Source organism: Bacillus sp. EA-CB0995 (assembly GCF_055814245.1).
Genome location: NZ_CP169269.1, coordinates 4304374 through 4327123, shown reverse-complemented (window position 1 = coordinate 4327123; position 22750 = coordinate 4304374). Strand labels below are relative to the sequence as shown.

22 protein-coding genes and 2 pseudogenes are annotated in these 22750 nt (G+C 35.2%); 16 read left to right on the top strand and 8 right to left on the bottom strand.

What is annotated here, in order from left to right:
- Nucleotides 1-180 precede the first annotated feature (180 nt).
- The 6 genes from ACEWFJ_RS22215 to ACEWFJ_RS22190 all read left to right on the top strand — a co-directional run bounded on the left by ACEWFJ_RS22215 (nucleotide 181) and on the right by ACEWFJ_RS22190 (nucleotide 5664).
- Entirely contained in the window at nucleotides 181-777 is a 597-nt protein-coding gene (locus tag ACEWFJ_RS22215; protein ID WP_473689943.1) for a TerD family protein, read from the top strand.
- A gap of 20 nt (nucleotides 778-797) precedes the next feature.
- A complete protein-coding gene (locus ACEWFJ_RS22210) occupies nucleotides 798-1382 on the top strand; it encodes a TerD family protein (RefSeq protein WP_473689942.1) in 585 nt (194 codons plus the stop codon).
- 29 nt (nucleotides 1383-1411) lie between these two features.
- On the top strand, nucleotides 1412-1990 hold the full coding sequence (locus ACEWFJ_RS22205; RefSeq protein WP_473689941.1) for a TerD family protein: 579 nt from the start codon (nucleotides 1412-1414) through the stop codon (nucleotides 1988-1990).
- Between the two features lie 73 nt (nucleotides 1991-2063).
- Nucleotides 2064-2852 (top strand): TerC family protein, encoded by a 789-nt coding sequence (locus ACEWFJ_RS22200; protein ID WP_429707805.1) that lies wholly within the window; start codon nucleotides 2064-2066, stop codon nucleotides 2850-2852.
- Between the two features lie 79 nt (nucleotides 2853-2931).
- Nucleotides 2932-4563: a YceG family protein gene (locus tag ACEWFJ_RS22195; RefSeq protein ID WP_473689940.1), complete on the top strand. Its 1632-nt coding sequence runs from the start codon at nucleotides 2932-2934 to the stop codon at nucleotides 4561-4563.
- Between the two features lie 18 nt (nucleotides 4564-4581).
- A complete protein-coding gene (locus ACEWFJ_RS22190) occupies nucleotides 4582-5664 on the top strand; it encodes a toxic anion resistance protein (RefSeq protein WP_098311127.1) in 1083 nt (360 codons plus the stop codon).
- A 250-nt stretch (nucleotides 5665-5914) separates the two neighbouring features.
- Here the strand turns inward: ACEWFJ_RS22190 and ACEWFJ_RS22185 are convergent, their stop codons facing one another.
- A complete protein-coding gene (locus tag ACEWFJ_RS22185; protein ID WP_098311126.1) occupies nucleotides 5915-6139 on the bottom strand; it encodes a DUF1128 domain-containing protein in 225 nt (74 codons plus the stop codon).
- 165 nt (nucleotides 6140-6304) lie between these two features.
- Here ACEWFJ_RS22185 and ACEWFJ_RS22180 point away from each other — a divergent pair, with 165 nt between their 5' ends.
- From ACEWFJ_RS22180 to ACEWFJ_RS22170, 3 genes are all read left to right on the top strand, one after another.
- Complete coding sequence (locus tag ACEWFJ_RS22180; protein WP_473689938.1) at nucleotides 6305-6769, top strand: low molecular weight protein-tyrosine-phosphatase; 465 nt, start codon at nucleotides 6305-6307, stop codon at nucleotides 6767-6769.
- A 175-nt stretch (nucleotides 6770-6944) separates the two neighbouring features.
- Nucleotides 6945-7433: a DUF4075 domain-containing protein gene (locus ACEWFJ_RS22175; RefSeq protein ID WP_473689936.1), complete on the top strand. Its 489-nt coding sequence runs from the start codon at nucleotides 6945-6947 to the stop codon at nucleotides 7431-7433.
- Nucleotides 7434-7438: 5 nt separating this feature from the next.
- Entirely contained in the window at nucleotides 7439-8308 is an 870-nt protein-coding gene (locus tag ACEWFJ_RS22170) for a YihY/virulence factor BrkB family protein (RefSeq protein WP_473689934.1), read from the top strand.
- Between the two features lie 185 nt (nucleotides 8309-8493).
- On the opposite strand, the gene ACEWFJ_RS22165 is transcribed toward ACEWFJ_RS22170, so the two are convergent.
- A complete protein-coding gene (locus ACEWFJ_RS22165) occupies nucleotides 8494-9948 on the bottom strand; it encodes a heavy metal translocating P-type ATPase (protein WP_473689932.1) in 1455 nt (484 codons plus the stop codon).
- Nucleotides 9938-10423: a hypothetical protein gene (locus ACEWFJ_RS22160; RefSeq protein WP_473689931.1), complete on the bottom strand. Its 486-nt coding sequence runs from the start codon at nucleotides 10421-10423 to the stop codon at nucleotides 9938-9940. Before ACEWFJ_RS22160 ends, ACEWFJ_RS22165 begins: the two co-directional genes overlap by 11 nt.
- A 269-nt stretch (nucleotides 10424-10692) precedes the next feature.
- Between ACEWFJ_RS22160 and ACEWFJ_RS22155 the strand changes: the two are divergent.
- The 4 genes and pseudogenes from ACEWFJ_RS22155 to ACEWFJ_RS22140 form a co-directional block, all read left to right on the top strand.
- Nucleotides 10693-11628: pseudogene (locus tag ACEWFJ_RS22155) on the top strand (DMT family transporter); the annotation flags it as partial.
- 193 nt (nucleotides 11629-11821) lie between these two features.
- Nucleotides 11822-12502, top strand: a complete 681-nt coding sequence (locus ACEWFJ_RS22150; RefSeq protein WP_473689930.1) for a lysoplasmalogenase — start codon at nucleotides 11822-11824, stop codon at nucleotides 12500-12502.
- A 265-nt stretch (nucleotides 12503-12767) separates the two neighbouring features.
- Nucleotides 12768-13301 carry a signal peptidase I gene (lepB, locus tag ACEWFJ_RS22145; RefSeq protein ID WP_253628496.1) on the top strand — a complete coding sequence of 178 codons (534 nt, stop codon included), beginning with the start codon at nucleotides 12768-12770 and terminating at the stop codon, nucleotides 13299-13301.
- A gap of 13 nt (nucleotides 13302-13314) precedes the next feature.
- Nucleotides 13315-13746, top strand: a complete 432-nt coding sequence (locus ACEWFJ_RS22140; protein WP_473689928.1) for a hypothetical protein — start codon at nucleotides 13315-13317, stop codon at nucleotides 13744-13746.
- A 98-nt stretch (nucleotides 13747-13844) separates the two neighbouring features.
- Here ACEWFJ_RS22140 and ACEWFJ_RS22135 read toward each other — a convergent pair whose 3' ends face one another.
- A complete protein-coding gene (locus ACEWFJ_RS22135; RefSeq protein ID WP_473689926.1) occupies nucleotides 13845-16643 on the bottom strand; it encodes a dynamin family protein in 2799 nt (932 codons plus the stop codon).
- A 364-nt stretch (nucleotides 16644-17007) separates the two neighbouring features.
- Here ACEWFJ_RS22135 and ACEWFJ_RS22130 point away from each other — a divergent pair.
- A pseudogene (locus ACEWFJ_RS22130) lies at nucleotides 17008-17598 on the top strand (DedA family protein); the annotation flags it as partial.
- Nucleotides 17599-17774: 176 nt separating this feature from the next.
- Here the strand turns inward: ACEWFJ_RS22130 and ACEWFJ_RS22125 are convergent.
- The 3 genes from ACEWFJ_RS22125 to ACEWFJ_RS22115 all read right to left on the bottom strand — a co-directional run bounded on the left by ACEWFJ_RS22125 (nucleotide 17775) and on the right by ACEWFJ_RS22115 (nucleotide 18998).
- A complete protein-coding gene (locus ACEWFJ_RS22125) occupies nucleotides 17775-18203 on the bottom strand; it encodes an EamA family transporter (RefSeq protein ID WP_473689924.1) in 429 nt (142 codons plus the stop codon).
- Between the two features lie 70 nt (nucleotides 18204-18273).
- Entirely contained in the window at nucleotides 18274-18420 is a 147-nt protein-coding gene (locus tag ACEWFJ_RS22120; protein ID WP_028411195.1) for a BH0509 family protein, read from the bottom strand.
- Nucleotides 18421-18581: 161 nt separating this feature from the next.
- Nucleotides 18582-18998: a pyridoxamine 5'-phosphate oxidase family protein gene (locus ACEWFJ_RS22115; protein ID WP_098310886.1), complete on the bottom strand. Its 417-nt coding sequence runs from the start codon at nucleotides 18996-18998 to the stop codon at nucleotides 18582-18584.
- A gap of 197 nt (nucleotides 18999-19195) precedes the next feature.
- On the opposite strand from ACEWFJ_RS22115, the gene cax reads away from it, so the two are divergent.
- A complete protein-coding gene (gene cax / locus ACEWFJ_RS22110) occupies nucleotides 19196-20254 on the top strand; it encodes a calcium/proton exchanger (protein ID WP_473689923.1) in 1059 nt (352 codons plus the stop codon).
- 134 nt (nucleotides 20255-20388) lie between these two features.
- A complete protein-coding gene (locus tag ACEWFJ_RS22105) occupies nucleotides 20389-21186 on the top strand; it encodes a YfkD family protein (RefSeq protein ID WP_473689922.1) in 798 nt (265 codons plus the stop codon).
- 184 nt (nucleotides 21187-21370) lie between these two features.
- Here ACEWFJ_RS22105 and yfkAB read toward each other — a convergent pair whose 3' ends face one another.
- Nucleotides 21371-22498 (bottom strand): radical SAM/CxCxxxxC motif protein YfkAB, encoded by a 1128-nt coding sequence (gene yfkAB / locus ACEWFJ_RS22100; protein WP_473689921.1) that lies wholly within the window; start codon nucleotides 22496-22498, stop codon nucleotides 21371-21373.
- Between the last annotated feature and the right edge of the window lie 252 nt (nucleotides 22499-22750).

Sequence of the window (22750 nt, the reverse complement as noted above, 5' to 3'; positions counted from 1 at the left end):
ATTGTGCATAGATTGTTCAATAAATTCCTGTTTCTTACATCAGTACGATGAAATCAAATGGGTGTTTTCGTATAATTGATAAATTATTCTTTTTCTCAATCTATGAAAAATGCTACAATATAAAGAAAGAATACAATATTTTCCTAGGTGGAAAGTGATTTGTAGAAAGGAAGAGACTTCATGCCTATTATTTTAGAAAAAGGACAGAAGATCGACTTAACGAAAGGACAACCTGGTTTAACAAAGTTACAAGTTGGCTTAGGTTGGGATCCGATGGAAAAATCAGGTGGATTTTTATCTTCATTGTTTGGAAGTAAGCCAAATATTGACTGTGATGCATCTGTAATTATGCTTGAAAATGATCGCTTTTTAAATAAACATGACCTTATTTATTTTGGAAATAAATTATCTTCTTGCGGAAGTATTGTTCATTCAGGTGATAATTTAACAGGTGAAGGAGCGGGCGACGATGAAACGATCTTTGTGGAACTCTCAAAAGTTCCATCTAGAGTGAACCGCTTAATATTTGTTGTAAATATTTATGATTGTGTGAATCGTCGTCAAGACTTTGGAATGATTCGCAATGCGTATATTCGTATTCAAAATCCACAAACACATGAAGAGTTGGTACGTTATAATTTAACGGATAACTACGGCGGAAAGACGACGCTAATTACTGGTGAAATATATCGTGATAACGGTGAATGGAAATTCTCTGCAATTGGAGACGGAGCACAAGCTAAAAACTTAAGCGAAATTGTAACACGTTATCAATAATCTCTAAGGAGGCGCTATATATGGCAGCTATTTCATTACAAAAAGGACAAAAAGTAGATTTAACGAAAACAAATCCAGGTCTTTCAAAAGTAATTGTTGGTCTTGGCTGGGATACAAATAAATATGATGGACAAGCTGATTTTGATTTAGACGTAAGTATTTTCTTAGTTGGTGCAAACGGTAAAGTTGGCGGAGGAGAAGATTTTGTTTTCTACAACAATCCAACTGGAGCGAATGGTTCTGTACAGCATTTAGGGGATAACCGTACAGGAGACGGTGCAGGAGACGATGAAACAATTAAGGTAGATTTGAAAAATGTTCCTGCGCATATTGAACGCATTTGTTTTACGATTACAATTTATGATGGAGAAGGTCGTCATCAAAATTTTGGACAAGTATCTAACTCCTTTGTACGCATTTTAGATGAAGAGAAGAATACAGAGCTAATTCGCTATGATTTAGGTGAAGACTTCTCAATTGAAACAGCGGTTGTAGTAGGTGAATTATATCGCCATAACAATGACTGGAAGTTCAATGCGATTGGAAGCGGCTTCCAAGGCGGATTAGCAGCTTTATGTAAAAACTTTGGTTTAGATGTAGAGTAAAGAATCTGTGTAAATAGAGGTGAATAGATATGGTCATTCAGTTACAAAAAGGCCAAAAAATTGATTTAGGTAAGACAAGCCCAGGCCTTACGAAAGCAATTATTGGTCTTGGCTGGGATATTAAACAATATGACGGCGGATCTGATTATGATTTAGATGCATCGGCTTTCTTATTAAATCAAGATGGTAAATGTACGAAGGAAACAGACTTTATCTTTTATAATAATTTACAATCTCCTTGTGGTTCTGTTACACATACAGGTGATAATCGAACTGGAGAAGGTGAAGGTGATGATGAGCAATTAGTTGTTGACCTAAGTAAGGTACCGGCTGATGTACATCGTATTGCCATTACAGTAACGATTTATGATGCGGAGGGGCGCCGTCAAAACTTTGGACAAGTTGCCAATGCTTTTGTTCGTTTAGCCAACGAAGAAACAAATGAAGAAGTGATTCGCTATGATTTAGGGGAAGATTTCTCCATTGAAACAGCAGTTGTCTTTTGTGAATTATACCGTCATAATGGACAGTGGAAGTTTAATGCTGTCGGAAGCGGCTTCCAAGGTGGACTAGGTGCGCTTGTAAGAGCGTACGGCTTGGATGCGTAAGAAGGAAGCGACTTTCGTTTCCTTCTTTTCCGCTTTTTAGAAATTTATAAAGAGAATAGGAGTCAACAACGATATGGAGATTTTACATGGAATCCTTAATACGTATGCACAGTTCTTTGATTGGGATATGTGGGTAAAAGTATTAACAGATCCAGTATCTTGGGGATTAATTGGTACGCTTGTTGTTTTGGAAGGATTGTTATCTGCTGATAACGCACTTGTATTAGCGGTTATGGTAAAACACCTTCCAGCAGAAAAGCGTAAAAAAGCTTTATTTTACGGACTTATTGGTGCGTATGTATTTCGTTTTCTTGCCATCGGAATTGGTATGTACTTAATTAAATTAGCATGGGTAAAAGTACTTGGAGCTCTTTACCTTGCATGGCTTTCTTTGAAACACTTCATTGATAAATCTAAAGGAAATGAAGAAGACGAAGAAGCTCATGGTATGAAGCAAGATAGCATTCTATTTAGAATGTTTGGCATGTTCTGGGGAACAGTTGTAATGGTCGAACTAATGGATATCGCGTTCTCTGTAGATAGCGTTCTTGCGGCATTTGGTGTTTCAAATGAAGTATGGATTCTGCTTCTTGGCGGAATGCTTGGTATTTTAATGATGCGCGGTATTGCAGGTGTATTTTTAAGATTACTAGAACGTATTCCAGAGCTTGAAACGACAGCATATATATTAATTGCAATTATTGCTGTAAAAATGTTCCTTTCTGTATTTCATATTGAAATGCCGCATTGGATGTTCTTTACGATTTTAGTTGTTGCATTTGGTGCTACATTTATTGTGCATAATATGAAAACATCTCGCCAAACTCGTGAAGAGGTGGCGGCTTCTAAGAAAGAAGATTAATAGGTTAATAGACTAAATGGGCTTGCTCTTTACATGGGCGCCCATTTTTTATAAACGTTTCGTTTGGAGGTGAACGAGTGTGTTTTCACGTTTTATATTTCACCCACAGCTATTGGACGGGGAAGAAGCATTTAAACAATTTGAAATGGGTTTAGCAAAGCGCCCACATTATGAATTGACAGAGAATGATATACATTTTAGCTATGTCGGATGCCGCATTCTTGGTGTACCGAATGATGTGGATGGATACTATAACCAGTTATTTGATTATAGTCAAAATGAGAATATCACTGTGCTTCATGAACAAAATTTAAATAAAGTCATTCCTTCAGAGAAGCTTCGTGATATTCAAGAAGTTTTTTCATTACATCAACAAGCACCAAACGGTTTAACTGTAAATCGTCTCGTTGCCCATTTATCGGGAAAACGTTTGTTGCCTGAAGTTGACCATCCAGATATACAACACTACATACATACAACTTTTATTTCAATTTTAAAGCTGTACGAAAAACAGCACAATCAATCATTAAAAACAGAAGGTTTCCGCCGTTTCTTAATTGATATGATTAAGCTAAGTGAAAATTACGTTTCAAAATGGTTTTCACAAAAGGATTACAAAGTACAAATGCCCCAAATTATATGGTATGGTGATGCGTCAGAAAGTCAAATTTACTTTTTATACTTTCTTATTATGCTCGGATGTGATGTATTGTATTATCATCCAGAAGGAAAAGATGGATTTGAACAGGTCGATGAAGAAAGTCGAACATTTGTAATTTCGCATCCGAGCCGGATTTCACTTGAACCATTTCCAGATAAAAAGCGGGAGCGCGTTGCAACAGTTGCATATCAAGCGTCGAAAGAAATTGAGCAAGTGCTTCATCATGATAATTCACTCTTATATAAACCGTGGCAATTTCGAGCATATACGCCAGTTGCGCGTACATTAAAGACAACATATGATGAACTGTTTATCCTTACGAAAGAGAAGGCATTTATAAGACCAACATTCTTTGTAGAAAATCAACATATTTATATTCCATCGTTATTCGCAAAAGTGTCCGGTGTTTCTAAAAATGAGAAAGAATATTTTCAAAGATTGAAAATGTTAACATCGTATGAAAACAGTATATTAATAAATCAATTTCCGTTTACGAAAGAACAGAAAGCCAATTTTCAATTTCATTATCGCGACGCATTAGATCGTTCTGGAAAGCTTAATGCACAGAAAATCATTCAAAGTCATTGGTGGCCGCATAAACGCTTGCCAGAAGGATTACAATACGGCATTGCTGAAGCGATTATTCATACATGTGAAAGTAAGCTTTACAAGAGAATGGGAACAGAGACAGAGCAAGATGCTGCTTTATATGTGTTTGCGCAGCTTTCACAAATTCCGCCGAACATACTTGAACAGCTTGAGAAATTTGACTATTCGCAAGAAGTACCAAAAATAGTCATATTTAACAATGAAAAAAGTGGAGAGCTTACGCGTTCCGATGCGGTATTAATGCTCTTTTTAAATCACATTGGTGTAGATGTTTTACATTTTAATCCGACAGGACGTAATGATATTGAGCAGTACATTGAAGCGGGAGCTTTTGACTCACATTGGTTAGAAGAAGTGAGTTTTGATGTAGAGTTTCACGGCCCATCGGCCTATAAAAATTTATCAAATACTTTAAAAGGGCTATTTCGTCCATTTTTATAAAGGAAGGAAGATCCATATATGAATCCGATTGTATTAGATTCAAAAACAACAGAATTAAACGAGCAAACATCACAAGATATTCGCCTGCAGTTAAGACAAGATCCTGAAGTACAGCGCATCTATAATGCGGTGGATATAAAAGATCAATTGGAATTAATTGAGCTAGGAAAAGAGCCATCTGTAGAAATTTCTCGATTTGCTGATCAAATTTTACAGACGATGACATTATCTAAGGTAGAAGATTCCGGTGAGCTATTAAAACAGCTTGGGAAAATTATGGACAAGTTTGACAGTAAGGATTTCGTTGAAGAAAAAGGCGGTTTTTTCTCTCGCTTATTTAAAAAAGGAAATCAAATGATTGAACAAATCTTTAATAAGTATCAAACGATGGGACGCGAAATGGATAAAGTATACGTGGAAATCACGAAATATCAAGATGAAATGAAGCGCTCAATCGGTACGTTAGATGGTTTGTATGATCAAAACTTAAAATACTATTTAGATTTAGAGAAATACGTTGTTGCGGGTGAAATGCTACTTGAGCGTCTGCAAACAGAATTAGTTCCAATGTATGAAGAGCGCGTTCGTAACAATGATCAACTTGCAGGAATCGAGCTGGAATCATTAAAAAACTCTGTAGAGATTTTAGAGCAACGCATTGACGATTTAGAAAAAGCGCGTATGGTTGCACTATTAACAGCACCGCAAATTCGTATGATTCAACGTGGTAACAACAAGTTAATAGGGAAAATTAATACAGCGTTTATTACGACAATTCCTATTTTTAAAAATGGTATTATTCAAGCCGTAAATGCAAAACGTCAAAAGCTTGTTGCTGATTCAATGGCAGAACTTGACCGCCGCACAAACGAGCTATTGAAGAGAAATGCACAAAATATCGCGACGCAAAGTGTAGAAGTAGCAAAATTGGCGGGTTCTTCAAGTATTAAGATGGAAACTCTTGAAGAGACTTGGAACATTATCTCTAAAGGTGTTCAAGAAACAAAACAAATTGAAGAGCAAAACAAACGTGAGCGTGAAGAAAGCCGTAAGCGTATGGCAGACTTAACGGATAGAATTAAAAAGGAAATGCAAGGATAATGACTGATATGAAGTGAAACTTCCATAAGTGGGAGGCCTACTGCCCGCGAATAGCGAGATAAAGTGAAACTTCCATCAGTGGGGTTTTTTCATCCCCCCACTGATGGTTAGTTGAACCAATCGGGCTTTTACGGACAGTTGTCCCCCACCTATCTTCCTCGCTTCTCTCTAAATCTTGAGGTGGGGGTCTTACTGCCCGTTAATGCGGGATAAAAAAGGCAATGAGGATGCTCCTCATTGCCTTTTTATTTTATTTTTTAATTAATGAGCCTAATTCTTCTGTAATAGCTTGCATCTCACTGATGCTAAATGTTTCGCGTTTCATAACGTGTTCATAAATGTCACGTAAATCTTCATACATATCTTCATTGAAATTTGAAGCTCTCATTGCTCCGGCGTTTACCATGCGTAATTTTTCTTTAATTGCTTCTACCATATATTCAACGTTTTCTTGTGTTTTTACAGATAAATCCACGAAAGTGCCCCCTTTTAAAGTAACATAGACTTATCTTAACATTTTTTATCATTTTCGTTAACGGAAGTTTGAACTCGTATTAAATTAGTACCTATTTCCTTTATAAGTAATTGTTGATTGTTTATACTAAATATAACAAATGCATCATGAAGGGAAGAAACAAATATGGTTCGAGTTTTATTTGTTTGTTTAGGAAATATTTGTCGTTCGCCGATGGCAGAAGCAATTTTTCGTGAACTTGTAAAAAAAGAAAGATTAGAACAAACGATTACTGTTGATTCGGCTGGAACTGGAGATTGGCATATCGGTCACCCGCCTCACCATGGAACACAAAAAATTTTAACAGAAAATGAAGTGTCCTTTGAAGGAATTAAAGCACGTCAAGTAGAAAAAGAAGACTTAACAAAGTTTGATTACATAATTGCAATGGACAATAAAAACTTAGACGACTTAAAGGCTTTAGGAAAAGCAGGCGGCTATATTGGCAGACTATCCGATTTTGTTCCAGACGGTGGCTGGACAGATGTTCCGGATCCATATTTTACAGGGAACTTTCAAGAAGTATATGACCTTGTAACAGAAGGATGTGCAAAATTGTTAGCGTTCATTCGAAATGAGCAAGGAATATAAGGATGTTAGTTCAGAAAGTATAATGTGAAACTTCCATTGGTGAGCATCGCTACTTATGGTTAGTTAAACCAATCGAGCTCTTATGGGGAGGTACCTCAAGGCTATCACCTTTAGGATTCATTGTCCGTTAGAGTGAGATAACTTTCTAACAAAATAGATGAAAGGGTGAAGGAATATGGAAAAGAAGGGAAATCTTGTAAGAAACATTGCAATCGGTGTGGCAGCAGGTGTGGCGGTTTCTATGTTAAAGAAAGAAAATCGTGAGAAAGTGAAGTATACGGCAGGAAAAGCGAAAACAAAAATGATTGAAATTGGTGAAAATGCAAAGCTAAAAGAAAAGATGCAAACAGTTACAGATAAAGGGCGCGAAATTGCTGACTTTAATGTTGTAAAAGCAAAAGTGGCAGAAATTAAAAAATTAACGCCAGCTGTTGTTGAAACATTAAAAGAGACGAAAGATATTTTTAACAAGAAGAAGAATAATGCGAAAGAGAAACCAGAAACAATTGAAATTCAAGCGGTTGTACCAACAGAAGAGTTAAAGACGGAAGAAGAACTGATTGTAGCAGAAGATAGCGGTACGAAGGAATCTATTGTAGAAGAGAAGAAGTCAGAAGCGTTTATTGAACTAGAACAAAATCAAGAAGAAAAGAAAAGTGTTTAAAAAAGATGAAAACATTTTTACAAAAAGCAAGAACTCATCATGTTTTCACATTTGGGAAAGACTTATATGATCGAACAATGCGAGATGATGTGGCAGGCTTATCAGCACAGCTTGCCTATTTCTTCTTGCTTTCTATTTTTCCAGCACTTGTTTTTTTAATAACGCTTCTTGGATATATTCCAATTCAGACGGAAGATGTATTAGCCTTTTTACAGAATTATGCTCCTGAAGATGTACTGAGTTTAATTGAAACAAATGTAGATACAATAGTAAGTGAACAAAATGGTGGGTTATTATCGTTTGGTTTACTTGCAATGTTATATTTTGCTTCGAATGGTGTAAATGCTGTGATGAAGGCATTTAACCGTGCCTATGATATTAATGAAACACGTTCATATATAACAACAAGAGCATTGTCAGTTGTATTAACATTAGCAATGATTTTTATGATTGTTTTTGCTTTAATTTTACCTGTATTTGGACAATTAATTGGATCAGCGATTTTTAAAGTTCTAGGCTTATCTCATGAATTTTCGTTTGTTTGGAGTATTGTTCGATTACTATTAAGTTTTCTCGTATTATTTGGTTTATTTTGCTTTTTGTATAAATTTGCCCCAAATCGTCATGTAAAAAGAAGAGAAGTGATAACAGGAGCATTATTTGCTACAATCGGATGGATTGTGGCATCGTATTCATTTGCATTCTATGTTGATAACTTTGGAAATTATTCTAATACATACGGTAGCCTCGGTGCTATTATTATTTTAATATTATGGTTTTATTTAACTGGCTGGGTGATTTTGCTTGGTGGAGAAATTAACGCACTTTTGAATTATTATCGAACGAGTGACAATAATTCCCGTAATCAAAAGTAACCTTCTGTTCCATACTAAAAGGGAATAGGGGGATTATTCATGGGTCAAAATAAAACTGGCAATAGCAAAAACGATAAAAACCAACGTAAACAACACAGCAGCTCACAGCCAAAACATAAAACGAGCAGCAGTGCAAACGGACATAACGGTTATCATTAAAAAAGGGGTTCCATATCGGAACCCTTTTAATTATTTGCTTTTAATAATCGTAACCCATTTAAAATAACAAGAATGGTACTTCCTTCATGACCGATGACACCTAATGGGAGTGCTAAAAATTGTAGGAAGTTTGAACAGATGAGCAGCATAATTACTGTCAACGAAAAGGTAACGTTTTGCTTTACAATACGATTCATTCGTTTTGATAAGCGAATTGCTTGTGCTAAGCGAGAAAGTTCATTTTTCATCAAGACAACATCTGCAGTTTCTAAAGCAACATCAGTTCCTTCTCCCATCGCAACTCCAATACTTGCTGTGGCTAATGCAGGAGCATCATTAATGCCATCACCGACCATTGCCACTGTACCATATTTCTTTTTCAATTCTTTTATTGCTTCCACTTTTGTTTCTGGTAAGCAAGATGCATAATACTCTTTAATATTACTTTCAGCAGCGATGGTTTTTGCCGTTTGTTCATTATCGCCTGTAATCATAATCGCTTCGATACCAAGGCTTTGAAGCTCGTGAATTGCTGCAATTGTTTCTTGGCGCAATGTATCTTTCAAGGCGATAATACCAAGAATACCTTTCTCATCGCCTATATATACAACAGTTTTTCCTTCTTGTTCTAAATGTGTTGAAACGCCGTTATGGAATAATGTTGCTTCTGCATCGATAAAATCAGCTTTCCCGATTTTATAAGCTTTGTTTTGCAGTATTCCTTTCAAGCCAAATCCGGTTACATCTTCTACGTTTTCTGGTTTTGTTAATGTAATATCATATGCGTGTTTTGCATATTTAACAATTGATTCTGCTAGAGGATGTGTAGAATGACTTTCAATAGATGCTGTAATGTACAATAACTCTTTTTCAGATACTCCATCACGCGTATATACATCTGTTACTGTTGGTTTTCCTTGTGTTAATGTACCTGTTTTATCGAAGGCAATGGCTTTTAATGAAGCGAGTCTTTCTAAATGAACACCGCCTTTAAATAAGATGCCATGCCTTGCACCGTTTGAAATCGCCGATAACGTAGCTGGTGTAATGGCTGCAACGAGCGCACAGGGAGAAGCAACAACGAGTAGAATCATTGCACGGTAAAATGTTTCATTCCAGCTCCAGTCAAGAGCATAGTGAGGAACAAACATCATGAGCCCTACAACAAGAAGTACTCCTTTCACATATGTTCCTTCAAATTTTTCAATAAAAAGTTGTGAAGGAGATTTTTCACTTTGTGCATTTTGCACGAGACGAATAATTTTTTGGAACAATGTTTGATCGCTATGTTTTGTGATTTCCACTTCAATGGCACCGCGCAAGTTAACCGTTCCCGCGAATACTTCGTCGCCTGGTCTCTTTTCATTTGGAATTGGTTCACCTGAAATGGCAGCTTCATCAATATTTGTTTCGCCAGTGTGAATTACACCGTCAGCAGGAATACGTTCACCTGGCTTAATTAAAATGATGTCACCAATCATGCAGCTGCTGGACTGAAATACGTTCTTCTACTCCGCGAGAGATGCGCAGTGCTTCTTCAGGTTGTAAGTCGAGCAGTGCTGAAATTTCTTTTTGACTTTTATCCAGCGTGTAAGCTTCCATAGCTCCGCTTAAAGCGAAGATAAAAATTAATATGGCACCTTCTGTCCAGTAGCCGATAATGGCTGAGCCGATAGCCGCAAAAATCATGAGCATTTCGACGTTCAGCTCTTTTTCTGCAATTGTGTCTTCAATCCCTTCTTTTGCTTTGGCATAACCTCCAATTACATAAGCTAATACGTAAAATATGGTTGCAGCTGTTGTAATATCATTCTTTGTTAGTAACCAACCTGCCAAAATAAAAATTCCAGATGTAATCGCAAAAATGAGTTCATAATGTTTTTGGAATGTTTCCAACCAGGATGGAGAAGTTGGCGTTGTTGTTTGTTTTGATAATACTTTTACTTGTGAATTCATAGCTTTTTACTCCTTTCTATTGAGAAAAATAATCATCATCGAAACCCTTATAAAACGACGAAAGCTGCCATCCATACGGATAGCAGCATTTCTTAGAAAACACATTCTGTGTAGTTATTCACTTTATTATTATTCTAAATTGTAACATATGTTTCCACATAGAGAAAGATTTTTTATTCACTGATTAGAAGTGAAAATACTTGTGTTTTTGAGTTCGCTTTGTTATATATGAATATTGTTCGTAAAAAGTACGGAAAGGAGGACATCACGTGAAGACAGAAAAAATTTTTACACATCCGCTCGGCGTATTTGTAGCGGCATTAAGTGCAACTTTTCTATGGGGCAGTGCGTTTCCATTTATTAAATTAAGTTATGTACAGTTAGACATTCAACCTCATGAAGTAGGTGAACAAATTTTATTTGCAGGTTACCGATTTCTCTTAGCGGGAGTAATGCTCTTATTCTTTTTAAAAGTATTAGGAAAAAATGTATCTTTCCAAAAAGGTACAGCGAAGCAACTTGTTCAGATTGGTTTGTTTCAAACGTTTTTACAATATATTTGTTTTTATATTGGCTTGAGTTATAGCACTGGGATTGAAGGAGCAGTTATCTCTGGAACATCTTCATTCTTTCAAATTTTATTAGCACATTTTCTATATAAAGATGATTCATTAAATATGAGAAAAATCGTTGGGGTATCAATCGGGTTTTGCGGTGTAATCCTTGTAAATATTCCAAAAGGAAATATGGATTTTCACTTTGGTATTGGTGAATTGTTATTATTAGGTGCAGCAATGCTGTACTCATACGGTAACATATTGGCGAAAGAAGGCAGTAAAACCATGGATGTAGGCTATATGACTGCATATCAAATGATTATTGGTTCTTTAGGTTTATTATTCATTGGGATTTTACAAGTTGGGTTCACACCATTTACATTCCATATGCAAACGTTGCTTATGCTACTATACTTATCTTTCTTATCAGCAGCGGGATTTTGTATTTGGAATACAGTGATGAAATACAACAAAGTTGGAAAAGTATCGATGTACATGTTCTTCATTCCAGTGTTTGGTGTAATATTATCAAGCTTAATTTTAGGTGAAGCGATTCATTCTTTCGTATTGTTTGGATTGGCATGTGTAGCAACGGGAATCATTGTGGTGAATCGTACACCTATAGTGAAAAAACGGAGCAAATACAAAATCAGCGTGAAGAGGCTCATTAAGAGCCTCTTTTCTATATGTAAGGCCAGGAAATATGAAATGGATCTTTTTCAAAAAGTGATGGAGTAACAGAAAAACACTTATTTTTTGTTGAAACTTGTAGACAGAAGGAAGGAAAATGACATTTTTATATCGAATAACATAGAAATATTAATTCATCAAGGAGAAAAATATGAATGAAATGTACGTACTGCTGATTGGGCAAGTAACTTTGTTTCTATTCGGTACAATTTATGCAATAAGGCAATCAAAACAAACAAAGAAAAACGAACCATTACCTTTATTTGTACGTTTACTCCTAAGCTTTTCATTAACTGGAGCTGCAATATGGATGTGGGTGCAAGACCCTGCGACACCTTATCGGCAATGGGTTGCAATAGGTATGATTTTGTCAACAATTGGCGATTTATTTATGGCAGGCTTAATTCCATTTGGTAACCGTTTAATTGGTGGGATGGTCACATTTGCTATTGCACATTGCTTGTATGTTACAGCTTTTTTAGAAACAGGTATTGCATGGACAGGATTATGGTTTGGCTTAGTAGGATATGGGTTATTTTTAATTATCGGTTGGTTCTTTTTTATTAGAAATAATAAGCGAGATAAGCTATTTACAATAGGAGCACTTGTATACGGGCTTTGGGTTGGTGGAATGGCGTGCTTTGCATTTGGACTTGCATATTCTTACGGTGGAATATGGTGGATTCCAGCGCTTGGTGGTTTGCTGTTTGTCATTTCCGACTTTATTATTGGAATTACTGATATCGGGGGAAGAAATATAAAATATGATCCTCTTTGGGTTTGGGCAACATATGTTGGAGCGCAAATGTGTATTATTTATGTTGGAATGTAATTGTTGAACTAATCAGGTGCTAACGATGAACGTTTAAGAAAATATCATCAGCATAAGGAGATTATTACGAAGTTGACGTAGGAATAATTGCCACATGTATAGAAAATGAAGGAAGAACTGCTCTTGAGCAGTTCTTCTTTCATTTTTTATATATAGAATGTTAGATTCCATTCTATAAATGGCGTGGATAATTTACTGATAATATAGAATATATTTACAAAAATATTTTATAATATATGTACATAGAGGGATAAAGGAGATAAGCATGAGACAGAAAAGCCGCTTTCGGGAATGGATTGAAGTATTTGCGATTGCATGCATGATTGCTTTTTTTATGAAAGTATTTGTATTTTTTCCGACGACGGTGCAAGGAGCTTCAATGCAGCCTACACTTTATGAAGGAGATAAAGTCATTATAAATAAGTTAGCAAGGAAAGTTGATAGCTATAACCATGGTGATGTAATTGTGATAAAAACAGATAATTTTTATGTGAAGCGTATTATCGGTTTACCTGGAGATACAATTGAAATGAAAAATGATCAGTTGTATATAAATAGTCAATTGCAAAAGGAATCATATTTGGAAAAAAATAAGAAGCAAGCAAAACAACTTATGATAAATTTAACTGAGGATTTTGGTCCGATGATAATTCCAAAAAATAAAATCTTTGTGATGGGGGATAATCGATTAGTGAGCCGAGATAGTCGTAACGGGCTAGGACTTATTGATAAAGATGATGTATTAGGAAGTTTGGTTGCAATATATTATCCTTTTGAACGGATGCACATAGTAGATTAGAAGGAGAATGGATATGGAAGATATTATTGGTCACATTCTCGCTGGGGTTGTACGAGGAGCAATTGCACTAGGAGAGGCGGCAGCAGATGCTACAAAGGTTATCGCTCGCGGAACAGTTGGAATTGTAAAAGTTGTAGGAGAAGGTATAGCAGAGGAAATTGTAGAACAAGCGTTAGAAAGCATAGAAGGACGAGAGAAGCGAAAGCAAAGAAGATTTGCTCGTCATATTGAAAAGTTAAAAGGGCATGATTGGTTCAAAGTCATATATGAAGATGTAAAATGCCGAGATGTAATTTATACAGAAGAGCATTATCGGAATTTGTTGAGTGAGCGGCGGTATATACATAAACTGATTCGTAACGAAAACGAAAGACAACAATTTATTCAGCAAATTCGTGTGGAAGCAAAGGTTGATGATGTGATTTGGGATGTAAAAAAGGATTAAAGAAGATTAATCCTTTTTTATATTCACATAAAGTTTAGTATAAAAAGCAGCCAATATTGGCTGCTTTTTTGGTTCTTATTTACTACAATATGAGAAAGTTAAAAGGTGGATAGTTCATCTATTTCTGTTTCTAAAGTTGAATCTGGATAGGAATTATCCTCACCTATATTTAAGATTATTTCATACTGACATAATCTCAATTCAAAGAGCGTTATAGGATCATGATAAACTTCAGGATTCGATTTCATTTTATGCAGTGTATTTTGTTTTTCTTGTATTTCTAAATGAGTGCTTTCTACAGCTTGTTTCAACGCACCAAATGGATTTCTAAAGAACATAGTAATATCTCGCTCTAGTGCGTTTTCAAATAGCTCAAACTGCAAGAAAAATTTCTTCATAATAGAAGCTGTTACATCGGTATAATCTTCATTTTCTATATACTGTGTGTATTTGTTATATAGCATTGCTCTGTTTTTAGGAAGAACTCCAAATAATTTACCGGCACTTTTCAGTAAAAATTGTGCTGGTGTAAAGCGGCGTAAGATATTCACTTCTTCCATTTGTATTCTAGTTGTCATTCTATCAGTATCTCTGCGCCAATCATCGAGCACCTTAAAGTCACATTCTAACTGTATTCGATTTTCTCCACATAAAGAATTAAGTCCTTCACTGATTTCTTCTAAGTACGTTTGACTTTGAAGGAACTCGTTATTAGAAGCTTCAATCCAATTTTTCATAGAGAGAGCAAGATTAGGTAATACAGTTTGTTCTAGATATTTTTGAACCCTTTCGTTCATCGCTGTATTTAGTTCAATATCAATGTGTCCAAAATCACTCTCTTCGCTAATTAAATCAGAACAACTTTGCAATAGTTTCGGAATATGTTCTGTAAGATCATGAGTAATTTCGTTTTTCATTTTACGATATGATTCTGTAATAAACTGAATTTTTTCCTTCTCAAAAGCAGTAAGGTTATTAATAAAACCATTTAGTCTAACTAAAATATCTTCATTCCAACTAATAGAATCCACTAGGTTGTTTTCCATCTCGATTCGTTTATCCAAAAGATGTGTAATTGTTTTTCGAATGAAAAATAATAGCTTTTCAGTACGTTCTGCATCGATATTTTTATGGTTAAAGTTAAAATGAATAAACTCAGTTAAATCGTTCACTTGTTGACTATTTGTATATAACGAAGAATAAGGGAAAACTCTCGCATACGGGAAATATGTGTTTATTCTCGCTTGCGTATCATGTATAACTCTTTTTGCTTCTGCTTCACTGTAAATATTATCAATTTTATTTAATAAGAAATGAATTTGTAGATTTGGTGCATGTTCTTGAATACCTAATAGAATGTCACGTTCTTTGTCAGTAAAAGGTGAATCCGCATTCAATACGAATAATAATTCGTCTACTGAATGTAAATATTCAAGTGTTTCATTTCTGCTATCGTTGTTCCTGCTAAAGCTAGGTGTAACAACGAATGTAAGTTTATTTTTACTTAAAAATCTGCATGGTAATTTAAATTCAACACATGCTCTATCTCTATATGTTTGGCGGTGCATAGACAACATGTTATGGAAATCAGAGAAATTCTCAGTCGTTGTAATTGCTGAATCTGTTACGGCGTTAATTTCTGTATGAGCATCATTTTTAAAGACAATTACATTTGAGCTGGAGTCTTCTAATATATTTTCTCCCAGTATAGAGTTAATAAATGAAGATTTTCCGTTTCCTGAAGTTCCTGTGATTAAAAGGCGATTTGTTTTTAAATCTGTAAGCTCGCCAACTAACCATCTAAATCGATGGCCTATTTCTAAATCATTTCTTTGTGCCCACTGTGTAATAGATTCAAAAAGATGTAAGCTATACTCTAATCCATCTGTGTAATTGGTAGAATATGATAGGGTATTTTCTGCATGTTTTACATCTGCTGAATCTATTTGGGAAGGGAAAATCTCATCCCATGCCAATACTGCTGAAGATGGAAATACAGACTGAGACGGATTGGCTACCTTTAACCAATTTGTTAAAAGATTCGGAATGATATCGTGTAAGTGTCTCAGCATATATTGACCTTGAATTAATTCAAAGTACGTTTCTTCGTAAAGAGAAGAAATTTTGTCCCATATATCGGACGAATGTATTTCGATATGTAAGAAAAATTCATTTATTGTTTTAAGCCATAATAAATAAGTTTGTTCATTTTTATAGCTGTGCCAAAGCGATGAAACAATTTGCGTAAATTGTACTTGGTCTACATTATTTAATGTAACTAATACTTCATAAAAATAATCTGGTGAAATGGCTTTAGTAAGCCCTTTATCAATATATTCTTTTAGAACTTCAAACCATGGAAAAGATTCTGTTCGAATTAACTCATTCACAGCAAGCTCTACTGCACTGCCAAAATCTTGCTGTTCTTCATAAAAGGTACGTGCAATTGTTGTGACGTTTGGATAATCGGGATTTAAAGAAACCGCTTCTTTAATAACAGCGAAAGCTGAATCAAGTTTATTTTGCTCGATGTAAAGAGAAAGTAATTGCAGTGCAATTTCAGTCATAAGTATTTTGTTATCAGTAGTAATGGAGGTATAAACATTTTCAGCAACTGATAATTGGTTAAGTTCGAAGTAAGCATCCGCAATATTTTTTTGTGCCCATGGTGCTAATTCATTATTGACTTTCTCCCATTTAAAAATAGCTGATTCAAAATCTTGATAGTGATAATAAAATTCACCTTGTGCAAAACGAATATAAGATCCATCGGAAAATTCATTTTTTTGTTCGTTTAAATAAGCTTCTCCAAGTACTTGAAGAGGTGGATGTGTTTCATTCTCCATTAGGAATGTTTCATAATATATCTTTTTTATTAATTGTTTTTCTAGTCTCATTTTTTTCCCCCACTATATCTTGAAAAAATACATTTTCCTCTATGTGTCAACATTTTTTTGTATTTATACTTTTTATTTTAACAAAGATTTTCTTTTGGAAAATTTCATTTTCCTTTCATTTTTTAAGTATGATTGAATTTTAATGCGAAAAGTTTCAGTTCTTTTTCAATTTCCTTTCAGTTGTGAAACAACATTAGATGTTCCTAATAACTTAATGCGAATATAATATTCTACATTAAGTTGTAACATTACATGTAGAGTTCGTTATAAAAACAATGTATAGTGAATATGTATGCCATGTTTGCTTCATTGATAGAGAGGGTACAATGTGGAATAACGATAACGTATTGGATGTGTCGTGCGAATGGAACAACATATTGGTGAATTAATCGCACACTATGGTTATTATGGAATTATTATTGCACTTGCTGGAGGAATCGTTGGATTACCGATACCAGATGAATTTTTACTTACATTTGTCGGATATAATATTTCAAGGGGATATATGTCAGGTACAGAGGCTTTCATGAGCAGTATGGCTGGGTCTATACTTGGGATTACATTAAGTTATATGCTCGGTTTAAAGCTAGGACTTCCTGTACTAAAAAAATATGGTTCTAAAGTGGGAATTAAAGAAGCACAAATTGAGAGGACTCATATTTTATTTGGGAAGTATGGTCCTTTTTTACTAATGATTGGCTATTTTTTACCTGGTGTCAGACATCTAACTGCATATTTTGCAGGAATGTCCAACTTAAAATGGGGTAAGTTTTGCTTATATGCGTATGGCGGTGCTTTGATTTGGGTGAGTGTATTTATTGGGCTTGGATGGAAATTAGGAGAAAAGTGGAGAGAGGTAGAGTACAATTTACATCGATATGGATTTTGGATTTTTATTATTTCAATTGTCATCGCCTTGATTGTTTATACATATATAAGAATACAAAAGCTAAGAAAAACCGCTAATGTATATAGCGGTTTTTTTATCCCGCTATTCGCGGGCAGTAAGACCCCCACCTCAAGATGCAGAGAAAAGCGAAGAAGAAAGGTGGGGGATAACTGCTGGCATGCGCCCGATTGGTTCAACTCACCATCAGTGAGAAAAGCGTCACTGATGGAAGTTTCACTTCATTAACTAAAAGCAATAAAAAGAACGCCTGTTGTAATAAAGAGAACACCGATACCAGTCATGAAATTTAATTTTTCACCAAGAATAATCATAGCGAGGATAATCGAAAAGACCACGCTTAATTTATCAACAGGCGCTACTTGTGAAACCTTTCCTGTTTTTAAGGCGAGAAAGTAAAAGAGCCAAGAAGAAGCCCCTGCTACACCGCTAAGTGTGATAAATAATAATGCTTTCTTATTTACTAATACTTCTCCGATATTTTGGAATTTTCCTTGGATGATAATAACGCCGATCATAAATAAGGCCATAATGATTGAACGGATTGTCGTTGCAACGTTCGAATCAATTCCTTCTAGTCCTATTTTTCCAAAGATAGATACAAGTGCTGCCGTGATTGCTGATAGTAATGCGAATAATAACCATGAGCTCATATGAATTCCTCCGATCATCTATTATTTTACATAAAAAAAGACCATTCCTGTTAGGGAATGGTCTTTTTTATTATTCTGCAATCTCCTCATATAAGAAGTACGTCACGTTATAAATATGTTCTACCTCGTCATCTGTCATATACATAAGTTCTTCGCGTTCAATCCCTTTTTTCTTTTCAATAAATTCAATCATGTTTTTCCGTTCTTCTCTTTTCATCATGTTTTATTTCCCCTTTCAATCTGTTTTAATACAGTTTATTTAAGTTAATGCTATTATATAACAGAATCTTTAGAAAGTTCCAGCTTTTTCAATTTTTTTGGAAAAGAACTTTTCGACAAAACGAGACCTCATATTTCGTGAGATCTCGTTTCTTTTTGCTATAGGCGTAAAAATTCTGGTTGCGTTGTACCAACACTATCAATGTAATAAATTGTTTCAGGATTAATTTTTATTAAAACGTAATTTGGATCTTCAGGACCAAGTAACCAACGTTTCAAGCTGTTTGTCCAGAATTTATTTTTTAATGTATTGTCTTCTTCAATAGAAGCGATTCCTTCTACCTCAATATACTCTTCATCCCAGTTCTTTCCTTCTTTCCCAAGTAAGATATGAACGTTTGGATTTTGTTCTATATCTGTTATCTTTTTTGAATGACGATCCGTTGCAGCGTACAATACGAAATCTTCATGAAAAAATATCATAAAGCAGCTATGTGGTTTGTTGTCACGAAGTGTTGCCAGTACACCTGTTTTTTGATTTTGAATGATATTTGCTATTTTTTCTTTTATATGCATTTGTTTATGCCCCTTTCTATTGTCTCGCACTTATTATTAGTTGAATTAACAGGTTTTTACGTGATGAAAAATTCTTTGCTTGCTCTTACTTTTTCTTCAATGACCTTTTTTAAACGTAATTTTCATGAAAGTTGGGTAAGTTAGAAGAATAATGATAAAACAAAGGGTAATTGATGAAAATTGGAAGGATGAAAAGGATGTTTAATAAAATCTTTTTATTCGTTGTAGTTATTGGTGTGCCGTTTTCCATTCTTGGTAACGTCATGCACTGGCCACAAACAATTATGTTTGCCGTATATTGTATTACGATTATTGGGCTTGCTGGTTTTATGGGGAGAGCGACAGAAAGTTTGGCGATTTTGTCAGGACCGCGTATCGGTGGCTTGTTAAATGCAACATTTGGTAATGCAGTTGAGCTTATTATTTCTATTTTTGCATTGCAGGCTGGGTTAATAGAAGTAGTGCTCGCTTCGTTAACAGGTTCTGTTCTCGGTAACCTATTGCTAGTGGGCGGCCTTTCATTTTTTGTAGGTGGTCTAAAGTATAAACGTCAAAGCTTTAATGTATATGATGCAAGACATAATTCAGCCCTATTAATTTTTGCGGTTGTTGTTGCATTTGTTATTCCAGAAATATTTTCAATGAAAATGAACATGGGAAAAACATTCCAACTTAGTATTGGCGTTTCAATCATTATGATTATTTTATATTTAGCTGCATTGTATTTTAAACTTGTCACGCATCGAGGAGTATATCAGCCTAAAGAAGAAATAATAGAACAACATGACGAAGAGCCAGAATGGTCAAAAGGAAGAGCGTTGCTTATTTTAGCACTTGCAACAGTAGCGGTTGGCTATGTATCAGAGGCGCTTGTACATACGTTTGAAACAGTTGCAAAAGCATTTGGCTGGAGTGAATTATTTATTGGGGTTATTATTGTGGCCATTGTTGGAAATGCAGCAGAGCATGCATCGGCTATTCTCATGGCCTACAAAAATAAGGTTAATATTGCAGTTGAAATTGCAGTTGGATCAACATTACAAATTGCAATGTTTGTTGCGCCTGTACTTGTCATTAGTTCTATGTTTTTTGCAGTGGAAATGCCTCTTATATTCACTTTCCCGGAATTAGTGGCAATGATTACAGCTGTATTTTTGACAATTGCTATATCAAATGATGGCGATACGAATTGGTTTGAAGGTTTAACATTACTTGCAGCGTATCTCATTATGGGTATCGGTTTTTATTTATTATAAAAACTTCTATCACTTATCACTTTTAGATCTTGAAGTGGGTTTTTTTTCCTATTTTTTGATAAAAAGTTTGGATAACAACGAGGAGTGCGGAAAAGAATATAACCGTATAGTCCCATTAGGAAGGAGCTTTACGGATGAAACGAGTGTCCAGTATTTGTCTCATCATCATGTTCTCGTTTATCTTTTTATTTCCTTGTAGTAGCTTTGCAAAGACAGAACTGAATGTGAAAATTCCACCGTCTGTTTTAAACATTTCAAAAGAAAATACGTATCCAAATCCAACACAAGATTTGCCGCGCTTACAACCGAGCGAACTAGCAAAAACATTGCTTGAAACATCGCCAATAGTAATTGAAAATCCGGACCTAATTCGAATGTTTAATGAAACGTCTATTTCTAATGCGCCGCTTGCAGTTGGATACCGGGCTAAAATTTATTTAGGACAATGGCCTTTAAATTATGAATCAACTGAAACAACGATGAATTGGGAATATCGACAAGTGAATCGGAATTTCCATGATAATCGTGGTGGACAGGGGTTTTATTCACTTCGTTATAAGCAAGAAGCACAAAAAATTGTGGAAGGTGGACTCACTTCTTACATTAAAGATGCGGAAGATGTAAAGAAGATGATGCTACTAAAAGCAATGGAAAAAGTACGCTTACCTCTTTCGTTTAAAACAATTATTGGCTATGGAACCGAGCATGAACGAGTATACAATATTAGTCCGAAACAACTTGGATACTTATATGCATATACGCCAGCAGTTAATGAAAAAGGAAAAGTAACATTTGGAGAAGTATATCTTGTCTTAAAAGGAAATCAGCGAAAACTTATGATAAAAAATATAACATCACAAGGAATTGGAGCTTCCATACCAATTCAAGATCATATTTCATTTAAGTTTATTTCGTCTCCTACCCCAAAATAAAGTGAAACTTCCATCAGTGGGGGTTCTTCATCTTTCACTGATGGAAAGCTCTCACCAATCGGGCTTTTACGGGCAGTTATTCCCCACCTATCTTCTTTGTTTCTCTCTGAATCTTGAGGTGGGGTCTTACTGCCGGTGAATAAAGGAAAAAAAGCCAGTGCATATTGCGCTGGCTTTTTTTCACTTATATAGAGAGATTTGCTTGTTTTGTTAAGAAGTCTTCTGTTGAATAATAACTATTTTTCACAAGAATATTTGGTCCAAGGCATTTTACAGCTGGACAATGACAGCTTAATTCTTTTGCTGTTTGTGAAGAGCTCCACTTGTCATAAGCTTCTTGCAATGTGTTCGTTTGGACGTTTCCAAGCAATGGAATGTCACCGAAATCTGTAACGATAATATTACCGTCAAAAATATTTACATTTAAGCGAGAACGACCGTCTGGGTCATTGCGTACTGTGACGTTTTTACTTGTATGTAGCTTTTTGAATACTTCTAAATCACGTTCGTCATTGCTACATGCATAGAAGGGCAATGTTCCAAATAACATCCATACATTTTCATCACGAATATCAAGAAGATGTGAAATTGCACTGCGAATTTCATCTTTCGTTAAAATTTCAAGATTGCTCGCAAAATCACTTGGATACATCGGATGTACCTCATGACGTTTGCAGCCCATCTCTTCAACAATTTGACGGTGAATATGTTCAATGTGTGGAAGGGTACGTTTATTTAGCATTGTTTCAGCAGAAACAAGAACACCCGCTTCTGATAATGCTTTACTATTTGAAATCATACGTTCAAATAGTTTGGCACGTTGTTCATATGATGGTTTGCGTTCCATCATGGCAAATCCGCCCTCAACAAAATCATCAATAGTTCCCCAGTTATGGGAAATATGAAGAACATCTAAGTAAGGAATAATTTGTTCATAACGAGCTAAATCTATAGTTAGGTTAGAGTTAATCTGTGTACGAACGCCTCGTTCGTGAGCATATTTTAAGAGCGGTGTTACATAGTTATCAACGGATTTTTTTGAAAGCATTGGTTCGCCGCCTGTAATACTTAAAGAACGTAGATGGGGAACTTCATCTAATCGTTGTAATAACAAATCAAGCGGAAGTGGATTCGGATCTTTTGGCTGTAATGTATAACCAACAGCACAATGTTCACAGCGCATATTGCATAACGTTGTAGTTGTAAACTCAACGTTTGTTAATAATAATTTGCCATACTCTTCAAGGTCCATATACGCTTCCCATGGATCATAAGAAGGAGTAATCGGCTTCATTTTTTGTGATGTATTCATTATGAAATACTCCTTTGACTATTGAAATAACAATTTGTCCATTCTCTATGATAGAAGAAGATTGCTTTTTAATAAAGTGAAACTTCCATCAGTGGGGAGTTTTTTCATCCCCATTGATGGAAAGCTCTCACCAATCGGGCATATGCCAGCAGTTTTTCCATACCTAATTTCTGTGCTTTATGCTGAATTTTGAGGGATGAGGATTACTGTTCGCGAATAGCAGGATAAACTATTTTAATCAAATTGACGAAA

What these genes read in the sequence shown, in the direction of transcription:
- ACEWFJ_RS22215 (WP_473689943.1), top strand. Translation starts at nt 181, where the DNA reads ATGCCTATTATTTTAGAAAAAGGACAGAAGATCGACTTAACGAAAGGA.
- ACEWFJ_RS22210 (WP_473689942.1), top strand. Translation starts at nt 798, where the DNA reads ATGGCAGCTATTTCATTACAAAAAGGACAAAAAGTAGATTTAACGAAA.
- ACEWFJ_RS22205 (WP_473689941.1), top strand. Translation starts at nt 1,412, where the DNA reads ATGGTCATTCAGTTACAAAAAGGCCAAAAAATTGATTTAGGTAAGACA.
- ACEWFJ_RS22200 (WP_429707805.1), top strand. Translation starts at nt 2,064, where the DNA reads ATGGAGATTTTACATGGAATCCTTAATACGTATGCACAGTTCTTTGAT.
- ACEWFJ_RS22190 (WP_098311127.1), top strand. Translation starts at nt 4,582, where the DNA reads ATGAATCCGATTGTATTAGATTCAAAAACAACAGAATTAAACGAGCAA.
- ACEWFJ_RS22180 (WP_473689938.1), top strand. Translation starts at nt 6,305, where the DNA reads ATGGTTCGAGTTTTATTTGTTTGTTTAGGAAATATTTGTCGTTCGCCG.
- ACEWFJ_RS22175 (WP_473689936.1), top strand. Translation starts at nt 6,945, where the DNA reads ATGGAAAAGAAGGGAAATCTTGTAAGAAACATTGCAATCGGTGTGGCA.
- ACEWFJ_RS22170 (WP_473689934.1), top strand. Translation starts at nt 7,439, where the DNA reads ATGAAAACATTTTTACAAAAAGCAAGAACTCATCATGTTTTCACATTT.
- ACEWFJ_RS22165 (WP_473689932.1), bottom strand. Translation starts at nt 9,948, where the DNA reads ATGATTGGTGACATCATTTTAATTAAGCCAGGTGAACGTATTCCTGCT.
- ACEWFJ_RS22160 (WP_473689931.1), bottom strand. Translation starts at nt 10,423, where the DNA reads ATGAATTCACAAGTAAAAGTATTATCAAAACAAACAACAACGCCAACT.
- ACEWFJ_RS22150 (WP_473689930.1), top strand. Translation starts at nt 11,822, where the DNA reads ATGAATGAAATGTACGTACTGCTGATTGGGCAAGTAACTTTGTTTCTA.
- lepB (WP_253628496.1), top strand. Translation starts at nt 12,768, where the DNA reads ATGAGACAGAAAAGCCGCTTTCGGGAATGGATTGAAGTATTTGCGATT.
- ACEWFJ_RS22140 (WP_473689928.1), top strand. Translation starts at nt 13,315, where the DNA reads ATGGAAGATATTATTGGTCACATTCTCGCTGGGGTTGTACGAGGAGCA.
- ACEWFJ_RS22135 (WP_473689926.1), bottom strand. Translation starts at nt 16,643, where the DNA reads ATGAGACTAGAAAAACAATTAATAAAAAAGATATATTATGAAACATTC.
- ACEWFJ_RS22125 (WP_473689924.1), bottom strand. Translation starts at nt 18,203, where the DNA reads ATGAGCTCATGGTTATTATTCGCATTACTATCAGCAATCACGGCAGCA.
- ACEWFJ_RS22120 (WP_028411195.1), bottom strand. Translation starts at nt 18,420, where the DNA reads ATGAAAAGAGAAGAACGGAAAAACATGATTGAATTTATTGAAAAGAAA.
- ACEWFJ_RS22115 (WP_098310886.1), bottom strand. Translation starts at nt 18,998, where the DNA reads ATGCATATAAAAGAAAAAATAGCAAATATCATTCAAAATCAAAAAACA.
- cax (WP_473689923.1), top strand. Translation starts at nt 19,196, where the DNA reads ATGTTTAATAAAATCTTTTTATTCGTTGTAGTTATTGGTGTGCCGTTT.
- ACEWFJ_RS22105 (WP_473689922.1), top strand. Translation starts at nt 20,389, where the DNA reads ATGAAACGAGTGTCCAGTATTTGTCTCATCATCATGTTCTCGTTTATC.
- yfkAB (WP_473689921.1), bottom strand. Translation starts at nt 22,498, where the DNA reads ATGAATACATCACAAAAAATGAAGCCGATTACTCCTTCTTATGATCCA.